Source organism: Serratia sp. CY83965 (assembly GCF_052166375.1).
GTDB classification, from domain to species: Bacteria; Pseudomonadota; Gammaproteobacteria; order Enterobacterales; family Enterobacteriaceae; genus Serratia; species Serratia marcescens.
Map to the genome: position 1 here is coordinate 20,339 of NZ_JBJNOV010000007.1, position 17,326 is coordinate 37,664.

Annotated in this window: 17 protein-coding genes and 1 riboswitch; of the genes, 10 read left to right on the top strand and 7 right to left on the bottom strand. The window is 59.8% G+C overall.

What is annotated here, in order from left to right:
• Positions 1–38: 38 nt before the first annotated feature.
• The 3 genes from ACJ8PL_RS14910 to ACJ8PL_RS14920 all read right to left on the bottom strand — a co-directional run bounded on the left by ACJ8PL_RS14910 (position 39) and on the right by ACJ8PL_RS14920 (position 3,299).
• Positions 39–446 carry a DUF2000 family protein gene (locus tag ACJ8PL_RS14910; protein WP_442531248.1) on the bottom strand — a complete coding sequence of 136 codons (408 nt, stop codon included), beginning with the start codon at positions 444–446 and terminating at the stop codon, positions 39–41.
• 53 nt (positions 447–499) lie between these two features.
• Entirely contained in the window at positions 500–1,348 is an 849-nt protein-coding gene (locus ACJ8PL_RS14915; protein WP_016927732.1) for an AraC family transcriptional regulator, read from the bottom strand.
• Between the two features lie 70 nt (positions 1,349–1,418).
• Entirely contained in the window at positions 1,419–3,299 is a 1,881-nt protein-coding gene (locus ACJ8PL_RS14920) for a diguanylate cyclase domain-containing protein (protein WP_016927733.1), read from the bottom strand.
• A 176-nt stretch (positions 3,300–3,475) separates the two neighbouring features.
• A riboswitch (Fluoride riboswitch) is annotated at positions 3,476–3,551 on the top strand.
• Positions 3,552–3,591: 40 nt separating this feature from the next.
• Between ACJ8PL_RS14920 and ACJ8PL_RS14925 the strand changes: the two genes are divergently transcribed.
• From ACJ8PL_RS14925 to eno, 3 genes are read left to right on the top strand one after another with little or no spacing between them, the layout of a single operon-like run.
• Positions 3,592–4,557, top strand: coding sequence for a DHHA2 domain-containing protein (locus tag ACJ8PL_RS14925; protein ID WP_421085870.1), 966 nt, complete (start codon positions 3,592–3,594; stop codon positions 4,555–4,557).
• Positions 4,558–4,560: 3 nt separating this feature from the next.
• Complete coding sequence (locus tag ACJ8PL_RS14930; RefSeq protein WP_016927735.1) at positions 4,561–4,989, top strand: hypothetical protein; 429 nt, start codon at positions 4,561–4,563, stop codon at positions 4,987–4,989.
• A 16-nt stretch (positions 4,990–5,005) separates the two neighbouring features.
• Entirely contained in the window at positions 5,006–6,289 is a 1,284-nt protein-coding gene (gene eno / locus ACJ8PL_RS14935; protein WP_442531249.1) for a phosphopyruvate hydratase, read from the top strand.
• Here the strand turns inward: eno and ACJ8PL_RS14940 are convergent.
• On the bottom strand, positions 6,286–6,693 hold the full coding sequence (locus ACJ8PL_RS14940; protein ID WP_016927737.1) for a MerR family transcriptional regulator: 408 nt from the start codon (positions 6,691–6,693) through the stop codon (positions 6,286–6,288). The genes eno and ACJ8PL_RS14940 overlap by 4 nt on opposite strands.
• 70 nt (positions 6,694–6,763) lie before the next feature.
• Here ACJ8PL_RS14940 and ACJ8PL_RS14945 point away from each other — a divergent pair, with 70 nt between their 5' ends.
• From ACJ8PL_RS14945 to ACJ8PL_RS14955, 3 genes are all read left to right on the top strand, one after another.
• Positions 6,764–7,984, top strand: coding sequence for an NADH:flavin oxidoreductase/NADH oxidase family protein (locus ACJ8PL_RS14945; RefSeq protein ID WP_442531250.1), 1,221 nt, complete (start codon positions 6,764–6,766; stop codon positions 7,982–7,984).
• Positions 7,985–8,489: 505 nt separating this feature from the next.
• Positions 8,490–9,872 (top strand): diaminobutyrate--2-oxoglutarate transaminase, encoded by a 1,383-nt coding sequence (locus ACJ8PL_RS14950; RefSeq protein WP_004937838.1) that lies wholly within the window; start codon positions 8,490–8,492, stop codon positions 9,870–9,872.
• An 18-nt stretch (positions 9,873–9,890) separates the two neighbouring features.
• The gene (locus ACJ8PL_RS14955) at positions 9,891–11,360 is read left to right on the top strand and encodes a pyridoxal phosphate-dependent decarboxylase family protein (RefSeq protein ID WP_028127421.1); all 1,470 of its coding nucleotides are present in this window, start codon (positions 9,891–9,893) and stop codon (positions 11,358–11,360) included.
• Positions 11,361–11,436: 76 nt separating this feature from the next.
• On the opposite strand, the gene ACJ8PL_RS14960 is transcribed toward ACJ8PL_RS14955, so the two are convergent.
• Together ACJ8PL_RS14960 and ACJ8PL_RS14965 are read right to left on the bottom strand one after the other, a co-directional pair.
• The gene (locus ACJ8PL_RS14960) at positions 11,437–11,964 is read right to left on the bottom strand and encodes a carboxymuconolactone decarboxylase family protein (RefSeq protein WP_442531251.1); all 528 of its coding nucleotides are present in this window, start codon (positions 11,962–11,964) and stop codon (positions 11,437–11,439) included.
• A 3-nt stretch (positions 11,965–11,967) separates the two neighbouring features.
• On the bottom strand, positions 11,968–13,005 hold the full coding sequence (locus tag ACJ8PL_RS14965; RefSeq protein WP_232036934.1) for a cyclase family protein: 1,038 nt from the start codon (positions 13,003–13,005) through the stop codon (positions 11,968–11,970).
• On the opposite strand from ACJ8PL_RS14965, the gene ACJ8PL_RS14970 reads away from it, so the two are divergent.
• Positions 12,995–13,690: an AraC family transcriptional regulator gene (locus ACJ8PL_RS14970; protein WP_442531252.1), complete on the top strand. Its 696-nt coding sequence runs from the start codon at positions 12,995–12,997 to the stop codon at positions 13,688–13,690. The two genes, ACJ8PL_RS14965 and ACJ8PL_RS14970, sit on opposite strands and share 11 nt — an antisense overlap.
• A 69-nt stretch (positions 13,691–13,759) precedes the next feature.
• Positions 13,760–14,692 (top strand): LysR family transcriptional regulator, encoded by a 933-nt coding sequence (locus tag ACJ8PL_RS14975; RefSeq protein ID WP_147882045.1) that lies wholly within the window; start codon positions 13,760–13,762, stop codon positions 14,690–14,692.
• Between the two features lie 7 nt (positions 14,693–14,699).
• Here ACJ8PL_RS14975 and ACJ8PL_RS14980 read toward each other — a convergent pair whose 3' ends face one another.
• On the bottom strand, positions 14,700–15,341 hold the full coding sequence (locus ACJ8PL_RS14980; RefSeq protein ID WP_442531253.1) for a TetR family transcriptional regulator: 642 nt from the start codon (positions 15,339–15,341) through the stop codon (positions 14,700–14,702).
• 93 nt (positions 15,342–15,434) lie between these two features.
• Here ACJ8PL_RS14980 and ACJ8PL_RS14985 point away from each other — a divergent pair, with 93 nt between their 5' ends.
• Positions 15,435–16,097, top strand: a complete 663-nt coding sequence (locus ACJ8PL_RS14985; protein WP_016927746.1) for an O-methyltransferase — start codon at positions 15,435–15,437, stop codon at positions 16,095–16,097.
• 81 nt (positions 16,098–16,178) lie between these two features.
• Positions 16,179–17,228 (top strand): dipeptidase, encoded by a 1,050-nt coding sequence (locus ACJ8PL_RS14990; protein WP_442531254.1) that lies wholly within the window; start codon positions 16,179–16,181, stop codon positions 17,226–17,228.
• Positions 17,229–17,326 lie beyond the last annotated feature (98 nt).

Sequence of the window (17,326 nt, forward strand, 5' to 3'; positions counted from 1 at the left end):
GATCCCGCCGCAAAAGCGCACTGCGCTAACGGTATTTCTCAGGCGTGCAGCGTCAGGCCTTTTATCGCCTTATCCACCGCTTTCTTCGGCCCGCGCAGCGCCAGGCCGACCAAATCCAGGTTGTCCGCGTCTTCGGCGAGAAAAACCTGCCGGTTGGCTGCATCGTGCCCGGTCGAGAACATGGCGTGCACATAGGGGATCAGCGTCAATTCCCGTTCCAGCCCTTTGCGATGCGCATTTTGCAGGCCCGGCAGATCCGCGGCGAAAAACAGCATCGGCTGCCCGGAAATGCCGCCGTAGCGTCTGCCTTGCGCATCCACGTAACATTCGCCGATGATCTCCGGGGCGGCGGCGGCGATGCCCGTCGCCAGAAAGGCCACCACGTTCAGCCGCTGCCAGGTTTGCAGATCGTCGCGCACGATAAACGCTATCTTGGTATCAAACATGTTTCGCTCTACTCCGTTGTGCTCTTAAAAGCGCATCATCGGCGATGAGCGAGTCAGCGGTATAGAACGTTTGTGCACTGCCGTTGATAGGCCGCCGGCGATAAACGGTAGGCGCGCCGGAACCAGCGGCCCAAATGACTTTGGTCGGCAAAGCCTACCCGCATGGCGACCTGCGCCGGCTCTTCCCCCTGCGCCAGTAACAGTCGCGCGGCACGCAGCCTCAGCCGGATCAGGTAAGCATGCGGCGACTGGCCGAAAGCGCGGGTGAATTGGCGAGTCAGACGGAAACGATCCAGGCCGCACTGAAGCGCAAGTTCCTCCAGACTGGGATTATCCGCCATGTGCTCGTGCAAGTAGTCCCGTAAACGATTCATCTCAATCAAAGCGTCATCGCGTTGGGACGTTGGCCTGACGCGTATATGCCGCGCCAAAAGCGTCAGCAGTTGGTCCAGGCTTTGATCGCGCGCCAGCCGGCCTTCCCTCTGATGCAACGCAAAAAAAGCCTGTTGTATCGCGGTCGCCAGCATCGGATCGTCGGTCAACGTGCTGTGGAAGGCGCCTTCCAGCACTGAAGCGTCCCCCAATCCGCGGCGCTGCATCGCGTCGGAGACCCAGCGCTGCGGCAGATAAAGCATCGCATAGGTAAACCCTTCGGCCTGCGGCGCATGGCCATCGTGCACCGCGCCCGGCTCGATCAGCATGGCGCGCCCCGGCCGGCTGGTGTGCAGCGAGCGGTGGCAATTGAAACGCTGCAAGCCCTGCTGCGTGACGCCCACCAGCATTTCATCATGATCGTGAGGATCGTAGGCATGCCCCTGAAAGTGGGCGTTGACGCTCTCAATACCCGTTTCGTCATCGCGCCGCAGTTCGAGCCAGTCTGTATGTTGATGATTGGACGCCATGCAATTAATCCGGAGTTCTGCTCACAGGAAAAGAAAAACAGCTTACCCTGAGACCGCCACCGTTGCACGCTCACAGCTCGCAGATGGCATAAGTGCCCTTTCCGGCCGATTTCGCCTGATACATCGCGCCGTCGGCACGGGTCAACAGCATCTCCTCCGTCACATCGCCGCGTGGAGAAATGGCCGCGCCGATGCTGGCGGAAAGCCGTACCTTCTGCGGCCCGATCTGCGTAATTTTGGCCAGTTGCGCCAACACGTTTTCGCAAAATTCGCTGACCTCGCGCCGCGGATCCGTCAACGGCCACAGGATCACCGTGAACTCGTCACCGGCCAGGCGCGAGACGCTGTGGTGCTCGCCTGCGCAGGCGCTGAGCAATGTGGCGAATGTCTTCAGGATCGCGTCGCCGAAGTCATGACCATAGCTGTCGTTAAGGGTTTTGAACCCGTCGAGATCGATAAACAACAGCGCCATCTGCCGCTGATGGCAACAGGCCTGCAGCGTGCCCGACAACCGGCGCAGAAACGCGCGTCGATTGGTCAATCCAGTCAGCATGTCATGGGTTGCGTCATATTCCAGCCGCTGCTGCAGCCGCTTCAACTCGGTAATGTCCATGGACAGAATGTAAAACCCCTGCGTTTCGCACGGCACCAGCGTGGTGTGGATCATCAGCAGTCCCTTTTGGGTCTGGAGCTCATTTTCAAAGCTCACCATTTCCCCCGCCAAGGCCCTGTCTATCATCGGTTTCGCTATCTGATAAACGTTCTCCCCCATAAAATCGCGCACCGTCATTCCTCTGAGGCGGCTTTCTTCCAGGCCAAACCAGGTTTTGTAGGCGCTGTTGGCGAACAGGTAGCGTTCATTGCCGTCGATCTGGCTGATCAACGCCGGCATATTGTCAGTAATGGCGCGCAGGCGTTCCTTCTCCGCGCTGAGCTGATATTCGGCGAGCACCCGGGTTTCAATCTCTTCGTTGAGTTTCTTGACGACCACGTTCAGCTCCCGCGTGCGGATTTCAACGCGTTGTTCCAGCTCGTGTTGCAGAGCGAACAGATCGGCCTCCGCCGCCTTGCGCTCGCTGATATCGACGATAACCGAGATGAAATGATCCGGTTTGCCGTTAGGCAGCCGATTTAACGCCACCGTCAGCTGCACCCAGACGATCGAGCCGTCGGCGCGGAAATAACGTTTCTCCAGCGAGTAAGTGCTGATCTCGTTTCTCAGCAGCTGCTGCAGTTTTTCCAGATCGGTGTTGAGATCGAGCGGATAGGTAATGTCCTGAAAGGTGCGATCCATCAGCTCGCGCTCGGAATAGCGCAACATTTCGCAGATGCGCGGATTGACCCGCAGCCAATACCCCTGCAGCGACACCAGCGCCATCCCTACCGCCGCCTGGGCGAAGGTCTGTTCGAACAGGGCTTCCGAGCGTTGCAGATTGGACTTCAGGTTTTCGGTATAGACGTGGCGTTCAATGCTCTGCAAATACTCCTCCACCACGGCGGCGAAGTCGTGCAGGTCGGCCAGTTGTTCCGGGGAAAACGGCTGCGGCTGGCTGTCGATAATGCACAGGGTGCCGAGCGGCAACCCGTCGAGCGACAGCAGCGGTTGCCCAACGTAGAAACCGATCCGCGGTCCGCCAATCACCAGCGGATTATCAAAAAAGCGCGGATCGTTGGCGGTATCGGGCACCACCAGCGCTTCGCGTTGCAAGATAGCATGGCCGCAAAACGAGATATTGCGCGGCGTTTCCCGGGCATCCAGACCGTAACGCGATAAAAACCATTGACGATCCCGGTCGATCAATGACACCAACGCGATGGTCACGCCGAAGTATTTCGCCGCCAGCCGCGTGATGCGATCCAGTTTCTCCACCGAGTTTGAATCCAGCACGTTCAGCGAATTCAATACCGACAGGCGTTCAGCTTCGTTTTCGGGGAAGCAGGGTTCGAGCATGTTGTCTCCCAATGTGTCACCGACGGACCCGGCATAGCCGGCGTGAGTCCGTTCAGCGTTTTCGTCGGTTAGCGGCAAATATCCTTGTCCATCATAGACTCACTCAGTATCAATCCGATTGCGCATTCTCGCCAGCTTTGCCGGGCGTTGCGTTTGCCACCGCGCTGCGCTACAGTCGCTCACAAGGTGATGGTGTTCCACCTTTCCCAACCGCCGCGTTCGCTCGAACCGGATGATGACGCCTGATATACAACTTCGCTTTATTTTTTAGGCAGGTATGTCAGGAGTCGCTATGAATGAAACCTCACGTTTTACCCCTTTTCCGCCCCAGCCTGATCTCACCGTGCGGGAAATGCCGCTGTACGTTTTCGGCCATAAAAATCCCGACAGCGACAGCATCTGCAGCGCGCTGGTGGTCGCGGACTGGCTCAATCACCTCGGCAAACCGGCCGTCGCTTTCCGCCTTGGCGAACTGACGCCGGAAACCCGCTACATACTGGCCGCCGCCGGCGTACAAGCGCCTCCGCTGCTGAAAGGCGATCTCCGTGACCGTAAAGTCTGGCTGGTCGATTTTACCGACGTCGAACAAGGGCCGGCCTCATTGCCCGACAGCGATGTGGTCGGCGTTATCGACCATCACCGGCTGGGCACGTTAATCACCCGCAACCCGCCCGATGTCTGGGTTCGCGCCGTCGGCTGTTGCGCCACCGTGATCCTGCAGATCCTGGCGGCGGAAAGGCCGATGCCGCTTTCTTCCGCCCAGGCCACGCTGCTGCTGGGCGCGATTTTGAGCGATACCGTCGCGCTGAGCGCGCCGACCACCACCGAACTGGATCGGCTGGCGGTTTCGCGGTTGCGCGCAATTTCTCACGTTGACTATGACGCCTTCACCGCCGGGCTGCTGGCCGCCAAAACCGATCTTTCGGGACAATCCGCCGCGCAGTTGCTGCAGCGCGACGCCAAGAATTATCGCATCCATAGCGTCTCGCTGCTGCTGTCGCAGATAGAAGTGCGGGCCATGAGCGACATCGATCCGCTGTTGCCCGCGCTGCAACAGGCGCTTGAACACGCGAAGCAGGAAGCCGGGCTGGCGATGGTCGCGCTATTGGTCACCGATATCACCTGCCGTCGCTCCACCCTGTATTTCTCGCCGAACCGGGTGCTCGACATTCGTCAGGTGTCGCTGCCCGGCATGACGAGCCGGAAAAAAGAGGTTTTACCGTGGTTAACCCGCCAGATCGCTAACGCAGGGAGATAAGTCATGCCGCTCTACCAACATGCTTTACTGCTGGTGCAGGATGAACGCGACGGCCGGCTGCTGTTGCGTCATGCCGAACGCCTCAATCAGCAGATGAATACGCGCATTACCGTGGCGCACATCAGCGCCGACTATGCCGAGCTGGACTACCTCAGCGATTCGCTGACCAAAGATCGCCAGTCCAGCGAGGTGATCGCCGCCAAAGCCATGCTCAGCCGTCTGGTGGAAGACTGCTCAATCCCCCTGGAGGTGCGCGCAATTGTCAGCATCCATCGCTTCAAAGACGTCGAAGCCCTGATTGCCCGCGAAGGGGTCGATCTGTTGCTGCTCGGCCATCAGAACCGTCCGTTCGGCGTCTTTGCCTCCTTCGGCTTCGAGTTCATTAACCATTTGTCGATCGACGTGCTGATAAAGCACGTGCCCACTCCCTAGAATGAGGTGACTACCCATGAGCTATGAGATTGAAAGCGTAACCGCCAGAGAAATCCTGGACTCGCGCGGCAACCCGACCGTCGAAGTCGAAATGAGCGCGGCGGGCGTCGTGGCACGGGCTTCGGTTCCCTCCGGCGCCAGCACCGGTTCACGCGAGGCGGTGGAGCACCGCGACGGCGATCCGCACCGTTTCGGCGGCAGAGGCGTACTGGAGGCGGTGCACAGCGTCAAAACGGCGATCAATGAGGCGCTGCGCGGGGTGGATGTGCGCCAACAAGAGGAGATTGACCGCCGGCTGATCGCGCTGGACGGCAGCGAGAACAAGAGCCGATTGGGGGCCAACGCCCTGCTCGGCGTTTCTCTGGCCGCCGCCCGCCTCGCGGCGCAATTGTCGCAACTGCCGCTGTATCGTTATCTGGGCGGCATCGGCGCCAACCTGCTGCCGGTGCCCTGTATGAATATCATCAACGGCGGCGTGCACGCCCGTTGGCAAGGGGCGGACTTTCAGGAGTTTATGATAGCCCCGCAGGGCGCGCCATCGCTGCGCGAGGCCGTGCGCTGGGGCAGTGAAGTCTATCAGGCGCTGCGCCAAATCCTGTTGGAACAAGGCCTGTCGGTCGGCGTCGGCGACGAAGGCGGTTTCGCGCCGGCGGTTGCCTCGAACCGGCAACCGCTGGAGCTGATCGTGCAGGCGATAGAGAAAGCCGGTTATCAACCGGGAGACGATATCGCCATTTGCATGGACCCGGCCTCAAGTGAATTCTATGCCAACGGCAAATACCGCCTGCGCAGCGAAAACGCTGAACTGGATGCCGAACAGATGACGGCCTATTACCAGCGGCTGGTGCAGGATTTTCCCATCGTGCTGATTGAAGACGGTTTGGCCGAGGACGATTGGGCCGGCTGGCGCATTCTCAGCGACACCCTGGGCGATCGGGTGGAACTGGTTGGCGACGATCTGTTCGTCACCAACGTGAAATACATCCAGCGCGGGATTGATGAACGGTTGGCCAATGCGGCGCTGATCAAATTGAACCAGATCGGCACGCTGAGCGAAACTTTCGCCGCCGTGCAGCTTTGCCAGGCAAACGGCTGGGGCGCCTTTATCTCGCACCGCAGCGGCGAAACCGTCGACAGCTTTATCGCCGATATGACGGTTGCGATGCGAGCCGGCCATTTGAAAACCGGCGCGCCGTGCCGCGGCGAGCGCATCGAAAAATACAATCAGCTGATGCGCATTGAGGAGCAATTGGGCAGCGCGGCGGTATATGCCGGGCGCGCCGCCTTTAAACGCCGTTAATCTTTGCAGGCCGGCCACGCACCGGCCTGTTTTTCATTTTTTGCGCGGCATAATCCCGCCACGCCGGATTCCAACAGAATACGCCGCGTCGCCATCAACGTCTCACGCTGCTCGTTCAGCGTCGCCATCATCCGCTCGATCTCCGCCAGCCGGCTGTCGACGCCCTGTATCAACCCATCCTCATAAGCGCTGCCCTGCAGCGCCAATACCCCGCGGATCGCCTGCAGCGAAAACCCCAGATTCTGGCCGATTTGGATCAGGTGCAGCCGCTCCAGCGCGCTTTCGCTATACACCCGATAACCGTTGACGCCGCGCACCGCTTTGGGCAGCAGACCCTGCTGTTCGTAGTAACGTATCGCCGAGGCGGCCATGCCGGCGCGCTCCGCCAACTCTCCGATTTTCATGCCCTATTGACCTTAAAGTTAACTTTAAACCTAGTATAGCGCCATTCACCCTGCGACAGGAACGTACCCGATGTTTACCCCGCTGATTCTGCCCAACGGCAGCCGCTTACCCAACCGTCTGGCCAAGGCCGCGTTGGAAGAAAATCTGGCCGATGAAGGCCAACTGCCCGGCCCCGCGCTATGGCGTCTGTATCGCCACTGGGGTATCGGCGGCGCCGGCCTCATCATCACCGGCAACGTGATGATCGACGGCCGCGCCATGACCGGCCCCGGCGGCGTGGTGCTGGAACAGGATACGCCGCTCGCCCCGTTTGAAACCTGGGCCAAGGCCGCGCGCCAGGAAGGCGCGCAGGTATGGATGCAGCTCAGCCACCCGGGCCGTCAGGTGATGGCCAACATGGGCGGCAACGCCTGGGCGCCCTCCGCCATCCCAATGGCGATGGGCAAGTACAGCAAGCAGTTTGCCCCGCCGCAGGCCATGAGCGAAGCGCAGATTGCCGAGGTGATCGCCCGCTTCGCCGCCAGCGCGCACGCCGCCGAACAGGCCGGGTTTACCGGCGTGCAGATCCATGCGGCGCACGGCTACCTCATCTCCCAGTTCTTGTCGCCGTTGTCCAACCAGCGCAGCGATCGTTGGGGGGGCGAGCTGGCGAATCGCGCCCGCCTGTTGCTGGAGGTGGTGAGCGCGGTGCGCCAGCGTGTCTCGCCAGGCTTTTGCGTGGCGGTCAAACTGAACTCCGCCGATTTTCAGCGAGGCGGCTTTTCGCCGGACGAGGCCCGACAGGTATTGTTGATGCTCAACAAACTGCCGGTCGATCTGGTGGAGCTATCGGGCGGGAGTTATGAAAGCCCGGCGATGCAGGGCGAAGCGGCGGACGACAGCACCCTGGCGCGCGAAGCCTATTTTCTGACCTTCGCCCGCGATCTCGCCGCAGTAGCCCGCATGCCGGTGATGACCACCGGCGGCATCGCCCGCCCGTCGGTGGCGCAACAGGTGCTGAACAGCGGCGTCGCGCTAGTCGGCATCGCCACCGCCATGGCGGAAATTCCCGATCTGCCGCACCGCTGGCAAACCGGCGAAGCCCCTCATGCACTGCCCGCGCCGGTAAAATGGCGCGACAAAACGCTGACGCTGCTCGCCCGCATGGCGCTGATCAAGCGCCGCATGCACGCCCTGAGCCGCGATCGGACGCGCAACGTGCGTTACTCCCCACTGTGGTCGCTGCTCATCGATAGATGGCGCACCCGCCGCACTCTGCGGCGCTATCGCGTCTGGTTACGGCAACGTTAATGACCACGGCGCCGGCAGACTCGCCGGCGCCGCACAAAAATTCCGCTTTTTCGATCGCGCTACGTAAAATCTGCAAGAAATCACCACTCTGGATACCGCGCTTTTAACGCTCGATGACTTATATTCATCACAAATTTTGTGTATATAACCGCTATAGGACTTAAGGTGGTGAATAGATGAAAATAAGCCGCTATTTTCTATTTATGTTATTAATCGGAAATTCACCTTAATAATAAATGCATTAAAGAGGCGGACAAAGGAAAGCAGAAAGGGATTTTTACGCAATGTTAAGGAAATGTTGTTTTCTGCTGGCAAAACCAACGGTCAACAAATCAACAACATATTGATGAGCCTAAGAAAAAACTAAACAATTCAAAACAAAATCGGCTATTGAGTCCCAGGCGAAAAAGCCATATATTGGTCGCGCTTTTCACAAGGCAGTTACTTTTCTAATTCATTAATTCAATCGTTGCGTGTTGAGACCTTCGGTTGTAGGAGAGATATGATGACGGATAAAGTCCGTATTGATACTTTAGTTGCAAACTCATTAAACGGAAACAATGAAACCTATTTGGCGCGTCAAGCCGAATTTGAGTCGAATGTTAGGAGTTATCCGCGCAAACTGCCGTTGGCAATTGCGAAAGCCCAGGGCGTTTGGATCACTGATGTTGAGAATAATCAATATCTTGATTGCCTGGCCGGGGCGGGAACGTTGGCTCTTGGACATAATCACCCCGACGTCCTGCAAAGCATCCAAAATGTCATTACCAGCGGCTTGCCGTTACATACTCTCGATCTCACGACCCCGTTGAAAGATCGTTTCTCCGATTACCTGCTCTCTCTGTTGCCTGGCGAAGGCAAAGAGTATTGCCTGCAGTTCTGCGGCCCGTCCGGCGCCGATGCGGTGGAAGCCGCGCTGAAGCTGGCGAAAAAGCACACCGGCCGTTCCGGCGTGATCAGTTTCTCCGGCGGTTATCACGGCATGACCCACGGCGCGCTGTCGGTCACCGGCAACCTGTCGCCGAAGGCGGCGATCAACGGCATGATGCCGGAAGTGCAGTTCATGCCTTATCCGCATGAATACCGCTGCCCGCTGGGCATCGGCGGCGAAGCCGGCGTCAAGGCGCTGACCTACTACTTCGACAACCTGATCAACGACGTGGAAAGCGGCGTGCGTAAACCGGCTGCGGTGATCCTGGAAGCCGTTCAGGGCGAAGGCGGGGTTAACCCGGCGCCGGCCGAGTGGCTGCAGCGCATCCGCAAAGTGACCCAGGAACACGGCATTCTGCTGATCATCGACGAAGTTCAGGCCGGTTTCGCCCGTACGGGCAAGCTGTTCGCCTTCGAACACGCGGGCATCGAGCCAGACATCATCGTGATGTCGAAAGCGGTCGGCGGCGGCTTGCCGCTCGCGGTGCTGGGCATCAAAAAAGAGTTCGACGCCTGGGAACCGGGCCACCACACCGGCACCTTCCGCGGCAACCAGCTGGCGATGGCCACCGGCCTGACCACCCTGCAGTACCTGAAAGAGCATAAGGTCGCCGACAAAGTGGCCGCTCAGGGCGAGTGGCTGAAAGGCAAACTGGCCGAGCTGCAGAAACGTTATCCGGTGATCGGTCACGTCCGCGGTCTGGGCCTGATGATCGGCATCGAGATCGTCAAGCCGAACGAAGCGCAGGATCACATGGGCTGCTACCCGGCCGATGGCGAGCTGTCCGCGCTGCTGCAGAAGAAATGCTTCGAATCCGGTCTGATCCTGGAGCGCGGCGGGCGCAACGGCTGCGTGCTGCGCCTGCTGCCTTCCCTGCTGATCACCAATGATGAGCTGGGTATTTTCCTGGATAAATTTGAGCAGGCGCTGCTGGCCGCCGGCGTCAAGCCAGTCTGATTGGAGCGAATGACCGCGATGTCCAAGTTAAACCCGATTCTGGCTTCCTCGGCGCACAGCGCCGAGGCTTACCGCCAGGCGATTGCGCAGAGCAGTGAAGCCGTCGTGCAGTGGCTGCAACAGCCCGAGATGTATCAGGGCAAAAGCGTTGCCGAACTGCGCGAGCGCATCAAGCTCGACTTTACCCCGCAAGGCCTGGGCAACCAGGCGGCGATCGAGCGCGCCATCGAGTATTTTTTGAAAGACAGTCTGTCGGTGCACCATCCGCAATGCGTGGCGCACCTGCACTGCCCGAGCCTGGTGATTAGCCAGGCCGCCGAAGTGCTGATCAACGCCACCAACCAAAGCATGGACTCCTGGGATCAGAGCCCGTCGGCCACGCTGATCGAAATGAAATTGATTGAGTGGCTGCGCGCCCAGGTCGGTTACCAGCCCGGCGACGCCGGGGTGTTCACCAGCGGCGGCACCCAGAGCAACCTGATGGGGCTGATGCTGGCGCGCGATGCATTCTTCGCGCGTCAGGGCCACTCCGTGCAGCAGGACGGTCTGGTGGGCGATCTGCGCAAGCTGAAAGTGTTCTGTTCTGAAAACGCCCACTTCTCGGTGCAGAAGAACATGGCGCTGATGGGCCTCGGCTACCAGTCCGTCACCCTGGTGAAAACCGATCGCTTCGCCCGCATGGACGTGAACGATCTGGCGGAAAAACTGGCGCAGGCCAAGGCCAACGGCGAGCAGGTGATGGCGATCGTCGCCACCGCCGGCACCACCGACGCCGGTGCCATTGACCCGCTGCGCGACATCGCACGGCTGGCGGCGGAGCAGCAGATTTGGGTGCACGTGGATGCGGCCTGGGGCGGCGCGCTGCTGCTTTCCGAGCAGTACCGCGACTACCTGGACGGCCTGGAGCTGGTGGACTCCATCACCCTGGACTTCCATAAGCAGTTCTTCCAGACCATCAGCTGCGGCGCCTTCCTGCTGAAAGACGCGCGCCACTACGAGCTGATGCGCTATCAGGCGGCCTACCTGAACTCCGAGTTCGACGAGGCGCAAGGCGTGCCGAACCTGGTGTCCAAATCGCTGCAGACCACCCGCCGCTTCGATGCGTTGAAGCTGTGGATGGGGCTGGAAGCGCTGGGGCAGAAGCAATACGCCGAGATCATCGATCATGGCGTCACGCTGGCGCAACAGGTGGCGCGTTACATCGCCGATCAGGAATCGCTGGAACTGGTGATGCAGCCACAGCTGGCCAGCGTGCTGTTCCGCTACCGTCCGGCGCAGCTGGCGGCGAATGGCGACGCGGCCGTCGCGCTGTTCAACCAGCGTATCGGTGACGCCTTGCTGGAATCGGGCCGCGCCAACGTCGGCGTAACCGAGTTCGATGGCGTAACCTGCCTGAAGATGACGCTGCTGAACCCGATCGTGACGCTGGAAGACATCAAGCTGTTGCTGGCGTTGGTCGAGAAAACCGCCCAGCAGTTGCCGGCGTAACCCTCCGCCACTGCGCATTAAAAGCCGATAGCCCCAGGCTATCGGCTTTTTTATCGCGCTCACGCCGTGCGCGTACTCAATCCGTTGACATGTTTTCCCAGGATGTCGCTTGTAGGTCCAGATCGATTTCCAGCGTTTCCAAAAAGCGCGCCGTCATCATGTAGTGCCCAATCATTAATGCCAGTTCAGCCAGTTGAACCTCATCATAATAGCGCCTGACCGCGTTAAACGTGTCGGCAGAAACCTTCACCTGCTGCACGCATTCATCGACAAAATGCAAGATCGCCGCCCCTCTGACGTCGATGCCAACACCCTGCTCTATTTTCTCGATGTCGTCATCGCGCCACCCCGCAAGGATCGCCAACGGATAGTGTTGCATACGCTCATAAGCGCTGTGGCTTAACGCGCCAACCCTTAATATGATCATTTCCCGATCTTTATCACACAGTCGCCCGGCCGGAAAAGAAGCGCCCAGCGACAGATATCCCTGCGCCGAACGGCTGGTTTTCAACAGACCCAGCGTAAGATTGGCGGGAAAACGGGCATATTGTTGCTGTTGCTCAGCCGTTAATTCACTCACTGCCGGCAGTTTTATTCTGGCCATCGTTTATTCCCCCGCGCGTTCATCGATAATTGCAACCGGCCGAGCCCAGCCGGCGGATGCCTTATAAACTTTGACCGGCAGACTGATCACGTTGAATCCGCAGGGGGGCAGCAATTCAAGATTGCACAGTTTTTCAATTTGGCAATAAGGATATTTACTGCCGGCATAGTGCCCTTCCCAAATAAGCGAAATATCGCCGCTTTGTTCAAATTTGGTGCGCGTATGGCTGAATGGCGCATCCCAGCTCCAGGCATCGGTGCCAACCACTCTGACGCCGCGTTCAGTAAGATACAGCGTCGCCTCACGGCCCATGCCGCAACCGCGATGAATAAAATCTTCACTGCCGTACCGCCCACCGGCCGCCGTATTGACCAGAACAATATCGCCGACGGCGAGCGGATGATCAATCCTCGCTAATTCACGCTCAATATCACGCGCAGTGACCACATAACCGTCTGGAAAATGGCGAAAATCCAATTTGACGCCAGGGCCGATACACCATTCCAACGGTATTTCATCAATGGTTTTTGACGCCGAACCGTCGTCCATATGCGAATGGTAGTGATAAGGGGCGTCCATATGCGTCCCCGCATGGGTGCTCATGCGGACAAATTCCACCGCCCAGCCCTCCTGACGCGGCAGCGCCAGGGGATCCAGGCCGGGAAATGATTCCGCCAGCTGCAACGCTCCGCGCTTGTTGTCAACATACTCGATTTCCGGCAGAAACCGCTCCGGATCGGAAGCGATCCCGCTCATCAGCGGCACCGAAAGATCAATGATTTTACCGTACATATTGTTACCTTTATCCAGGGGAATGACCTGCCCAGAGTAAGCTTTCCCCATAGAATAGAAATGCCGATTATCAGACAACTTATTGTTATAATAGGAAGACGCAGCCATGAACGGACAGGAAGGCGTCATGAAACCGTCAGAATTGACCGGGGAAATCCCAATATCGATTTGGTTCAGAAATAAATCCTGGCCGGCAGGAACGCAATTCCCTTTACAGGCGTTGCCATGGGGAAAACTGATGTATTCCATGAAAGGGTTGGCGGAAATAAATATTGAGGACAATATTTATTTATCCACTCCGGAATATGCCATTTGGCTCCCCATTAATACCGAACATGAATCCGTAGCAAAGAGTGCAATTGACTATGTCATTCTTCATGTCAGCCCCCCGCTATGCCAATCCTTACCGAGCAAACCGCAAACCCTGCGGCTGAATAAGATCGTCAAAGCGGTGCTGGCCGATTTTTCAGAAAGGCGCATTGGCTATCCGCACACGCCTCAGGACCAGACGTTGGTTACCGCATTGCTTGAGCAGCTGGCGCTGTCGGAGCGTTTTGACAGCTACCTGCCGCTCGGCAGCGACGACGTGATCAAGATCATGACCGAAAAGATGAGCGCCGCGCCGCACGATTTCAACACGCTGACGCAATGGTCGGGCATGCTGGGCTTGAGCGAGCGTACGCTCTCGCGGCGATTTCTCGCCGCCACCGGCATCTCTTTCAATGAATGGAAGCTGAGAAGCAAAACCCTCATGGCGATGACGCTGTTGCAGGAAGGGAGAGCCGTCAAATATGTCGCCTCTACCCTGGGGTATCACGATCCTTCCGCGTTTATCGCCATGTTCAGACGGCAAACGGGCCAGTCCCCCTCCGGTTTTTTAGCGGTAAGTCATGGCACCCCGAAAACAGGCTCAGGCATAATGCATGGCGACTGATGCAGCATTCGTACGCACAAACTGCATCGAACGCCTTCCCCCCTATTCAGCACGACAGGATGCGCACGCATGACAGACCCTGATTTCAACCTGCTGATCGCGCTCGACGCGCTGCTGACGGCGGGCAGCGTTGCCGGCGCGGCGCGCCGTCTCGGTTTAAGCCCCTCGGCGATGAGCCGTACCCTCAGCCGACTGCGCGCGGCCACCGGCGATCCCCTGCTGGTGCGCGCCGGCCGTCATATGGTGCTGACGCCCTATGCCGAAACGCTGCGCGAGCGGGCGCGGCACGCGACGTTCGAAGCCCGCGCTGTGTTGCGTCCGGCGCAGGGAGCATTGGATCCCGCCGCGCTGGATCGTACCTTCACGCTGCGCGCCAATGACGGCTTCGTTGAGGCCTTCGGCCCGGCGCTGATCGCCGCCGCCGCCGAACAGGCGCCGCGGGTGCGGTTGCGCTTTGCGCCCAAGCCGGAGAAAAGCGACCGCCCCCTGCGTGAAGGTCTGGTCGATCTGGAGATCGGCGTGTTGGGTGACATGGGCCCGGAAATCCGCCTGCAGGCGCTGTTCCGCGATCGCTTCGTTGGCGTGATGAGAACCGCACACCCGCTGGCGCAACAGCCGGAGATTGACGTCGCCGACTACGCCGCCTGCGGCCACGTGGTGGCCTCGCGCAGCGGGCGCATCCTCGGGCCGGTAGACGCCGCGCTGGCGGAGCTGGGGCTGGCACGCCATATCGCCGCCGTGGTGCCGAGCTTTCCCGCCGCGCTGGCGGTGGCGCAGGCCTCGAATCTGTTGGCGTTGCTTCCCGCCTCTTTCCTGCAGGCCCAGCCTGCCGATGGCCCGCTGCGCGTCTTCGAGCTGCCGGTAAAAACGCCGCCCATCACCGTCTCGCAGATGTGGCATCCGCGCCTGGACGCCGAGGCGGATCACCGCTGGCTGCGGCAGTTGGTGCTGTCGGTTTGTCGTCGGCAGGCGCAGCCCCCGGCGAGTGACAATGTCACCTAAAAAGCGTTTACGTCCTCTGATGCCCGTTTAAATCGGCCAGATAAGCGCAGAACATGTCCGCCATCGCATCGGCATAAGCCGCGATCTCGGAATCAGTTCGCGGCGTTTCGGAGAATTGCTTGCCCGCCGCCCCCAACGTGCCGACGATCAGATCGCCCGCCAACCGGCGAGTGACCTGCGGAACATCAGGCAACGCTTCGCACATGAAAACCTGCACGATATCCTTGCCGGCTGCCTTTACCGCCTGTGCCTCCGGCGCATCGCGGTAAAGCGGCGCCGCATCATTCAACGCTACGCGCATCTGCGCCTCTTCACATTCCGAACGGATAAACGCCTGCACCAACAACCGCAAGCGCGCGAACGGCGTTTTCTCGCGGTCGGCCAAAATACGGCTCAGCATATCCGTGGTCTGCCGCCATTCGTCGCTCTGCAAACGAAACAGGATCGCCGCCTTATTGGGGAAATACTGATAAAGCGACCCGACGCTGACGCCGGCACGCTCGGCCACCCTGGCGGTGGTGAAACGCGCCGCCCCCTCCTGCGCCAAAACCTGAATAGCGGCGGTCAGAATAGCGGACACCAGTTCGGCGGAGCGCGCCTGTTGCGGTTGTTTTCTCGAGGAAATTTGCTTACTGCGGCGTTCAGTCATAGCGGGCGGCCAATGCGAATAGAGGAATGCGAATAATTCGTCATATTATAACGGCATGCGCTAACGCGCTCCATTTACGACAGGAAATTTGCCATGAGTACCCTGACCACTGCCCCCTTGGCGCCGCTGCTAAACCGCCTGTTCCAACAGGCATCCCGCCGGTCGCCGGCGCTTGCCGCCCTGTTCCGCGACGTGCCGGACGCAGAGCAAAGCCGGCTGATGCAGAGCAAAACCGAGTACCGCGAACTCTACCACCGCCTGAAGGATTTCCCGCTGGCCGTGTCGCCGGCGACCGGTGCCTTGCTCTACATGTTGGCGCGGGGTTGCCGGGCGCAAAACATCGTCGAATTCGGCACGTCGTTCGGTATTTCGACCCTGCACCTGGCCGCCGCACTGCGCGATAACGGCGGCGGCCGATTGATTACCTGCGAGTTTGAACCGAGCAAAGCGGCGCGGGCGCGCGACAACCTGACCGAAGGCGGCGTCATCGACCTGGTGGAGATCCGCGTCGGCGACGCCCTGGAAACGCTGCGCGGCGATCTGCCGGCCACGGTCGATCTGCTGCTGCTCGACGGCGCCAAGGGACTTTATCCCGATATTCTCGACCTGCTTGAGAGCCGTCTGCGGCCCGGTGCGCTGATCGTCGCGGACAACGCCGATGACAGCCCGGATTACCTGGCGCGGGTGCGCGATCCGGCGACGGGCTATCTCTCCACGCCGTTCGCGGATGACGTCGAATTGACAATTCGGCTTTAAAATCCCCATCGAGCGAGGGTTGTTCCCCCTCGCTCGATGGGAGAACATAGCGTTCACGATGCCTGACGCAGTGAAACGCCCATGACGCTTCCCCCTCTCTGGCCGGTCTTCGACGGCCATAACGACCTGCTGCTCAATCTGTGGCTGCAGCATGACGACGATCCGGTCGCCGCCTTTTATTCCCGCGTCACGCCGGGCCACCTCGATTTCTCCCGCATGCAGCGCGGCGGATTCTGCGGCGGGCTGTTCGCGGTATTTATTCCTCCGGTCGGCTATATCGCCCAGATGCGTAATCAAACGCAGGACGAGGCGCAGGCCGCCTTCGATCCGCTGGCGATCGCCGAACGGCAAATCGCCATCCTGCAGCAGCTGGAGCAGGCTTCTCAGGGGCGGCTGCGCATCTGCCGCACCGCCGCCGAGATAGAGCAGTGCCGCCTCAACCGGCAAATCGCCGCGGTGCTGCATATCGAAGGCGCCGGCATGATCGATGCGGAGCTGACGCAGTTGGAGGCCTTCTACCGGCTGGGCGTGCGCAGCATCGGGCCATTCTGGAATCTGCCTAACGTCTTCGGCACCGGCGTCAGCGGGCCGTTCCCCGGCTCACCCGATACCGGCCCCGGCCTGACGCCGGCCGGCGAGGCGCTGATCCGCGCCTGCAATCACCGACGCATCATGATCGACGTCTCGCACATGAACGAGAAAGCCTTCTGGCAAACCGCCGCGCTGAGCCGCGCGCCGCTGGTCGCCACCCACTCCAACGCCCACGCCCTCTGCCCGCAGCCGCGCAACCTCACCGACGCACAGCTGTACGCCATCGCCCAGAGCGGCGGGATGGTCGGCGTCAATTTCGGCACCGCCTTCCTGCGGGCGGACGGTAAACGTGACAGTGCAACGACAGGCTTAACAGAAATTGTTAAACACGTTGAGTATTTGATCGCTAAACTTGGTGAAGATCGCGTGGGATTTGGCTCTGATTTTGACGGAGTCAACGTACCGCAACCGTTGGAGGACGCCGCAGGCCTACCGCGCCTGACGCAAGCGCTGGCGCAGGCCGGGTTCGATAACCGGCTGCTGGAGAAGCTGACCTGGCGCAACTGGCTGAACGCGCTCGCCGCCACCTGGGGTGAATAACCCGGTTACGCTTTAAAGGTTGCGATCTTCGTCACATTTCGCCAACATTGGGCCGGCCTAATGCGAAAATTTCTCATTGGGTTCGAACTATCACGATG

Bases quoted from the DNA above. Each gene is read 5' to 3' on its own strand.
- ACJ8PL_RS14910 (WP_442531248.1), bottom strand. From the start codon at position 446: ATGTTTGATACCAAGATAGCGTTTATCGTGCGCGACGATCTGCAAACC.
- ACJ8PL_RS14915 (WP_016927732.1), bottom strand. From the start codon at position 1,348: ATGGCGTCCAATCATCAACATACAGACTGGCTCGAACTGCGGCGCGAT.
- ACJ8PL_RS14920 (WP_016927733.1), bottom strand. From the start codon at position 3,299: ATGCTCGAACCCTGCTTCCCCGAAAACGAAGCTGAACGCCTGTCGGTA.
- ACJ8PL_RS14925 (WP_421085870.1), top strand. From the start codon at position 3,592: ATGAATGAAACCTCACGTTTTACCCCTTTTCCGCCCCAGCCTGATCTC.
- ACJ8PL_RS14930 (WP_016927735.1), top strand. From the start codon at position 4,561: ATGCCGCTCTACCAACATGCTTTACTGCTGGTGCAGGATGAACGCGAC.
- eno (WP_442531249.1), top strand. From the start codon at position 5,006: ATGAGCTATGAGATTGAAAGCGTAACCGCCAGAGAAATCCTGGACTCG.
- ACJ8PL_RS14940 (WP_016927737.1), bottom strand. From the start codon at position 6,693: ATGAAAATCGGAGAGTTGGCGGAGCGCGCCGGCATGGCCGCCTCGGCG.
- ACJ8PL_RS14945 (WP_442531250.1), top strand. From the start codon at position 6,764: ATGTTTACCCCGCTGATTCTGCCCAACGGCAGCCGCTTACCCAACCGT.
- ACJ8PL_RS14950 (WP_004937838.1), top strand. From the start codon at position 8,490: ATGACGGATAAAGTCCGTATTGATACTTTAGTTGCAAACTCATTAAAC.
- ACJ8PL_RS14955 (WP_028127421.1), top strand. From the start codon at position 9,891: ATGTCCAAGTTAAACCCGATTCTGGCTTCCTCGGCGCACAGCGCCGAG.
- ACJ8PL_RS14960 (WP_442531251.1), bottom strand. From the start codon at position 11,964: ATGGCCAGAATAAAACTGCCGGCAGTGAGTGAATTAACGGCTGAGCAA.
- ACJ8PL_RS14970 (WP_442531252.1), top strand. From the start codon at position 12,995: ATGTATTCCATGAAAGGGTTGGCGGAAATAAATATTGAGGACAATATT.
- ACJ8PL_RS14965 (WP_232036934.1), bottom strand. From the start codon at position 13,005: ATGGAATACATCAGTTTTCCCCATGGCAACGCCTGTAAAGGGAATTGC.
- ACJ8PL_RS14975 (WP_147882045.1), top strand. From the start codon at position 13,760: ATGACAGACCCTGATTTCAACCTGCTGATCGCGCTCGACGCGCTGCTG.
- ACJ8PL_RS14980 (WP_442531253.1), bottom strand. From the start codon at position 15,341: ATGACTGAACGCCGCAGTAAGCAAATTTCCTCGAGAAAACAACCGCAA.
- ACJ8PL_RS14985 (WP_016927746.1), top strand. From the start codon at position 15,435: ATGAGTACCCTGACCACTGCCCCCTTGGCGCCGCTGCTAAACCGCCTG.
- ACJ8PL_RS14990 (WP_442531254.1), top strand. From the start codon at position 16,179: ATGACGCTTCCCCCTCTCTGGCCGGTCTTCGACGGCCATAACGACCTG.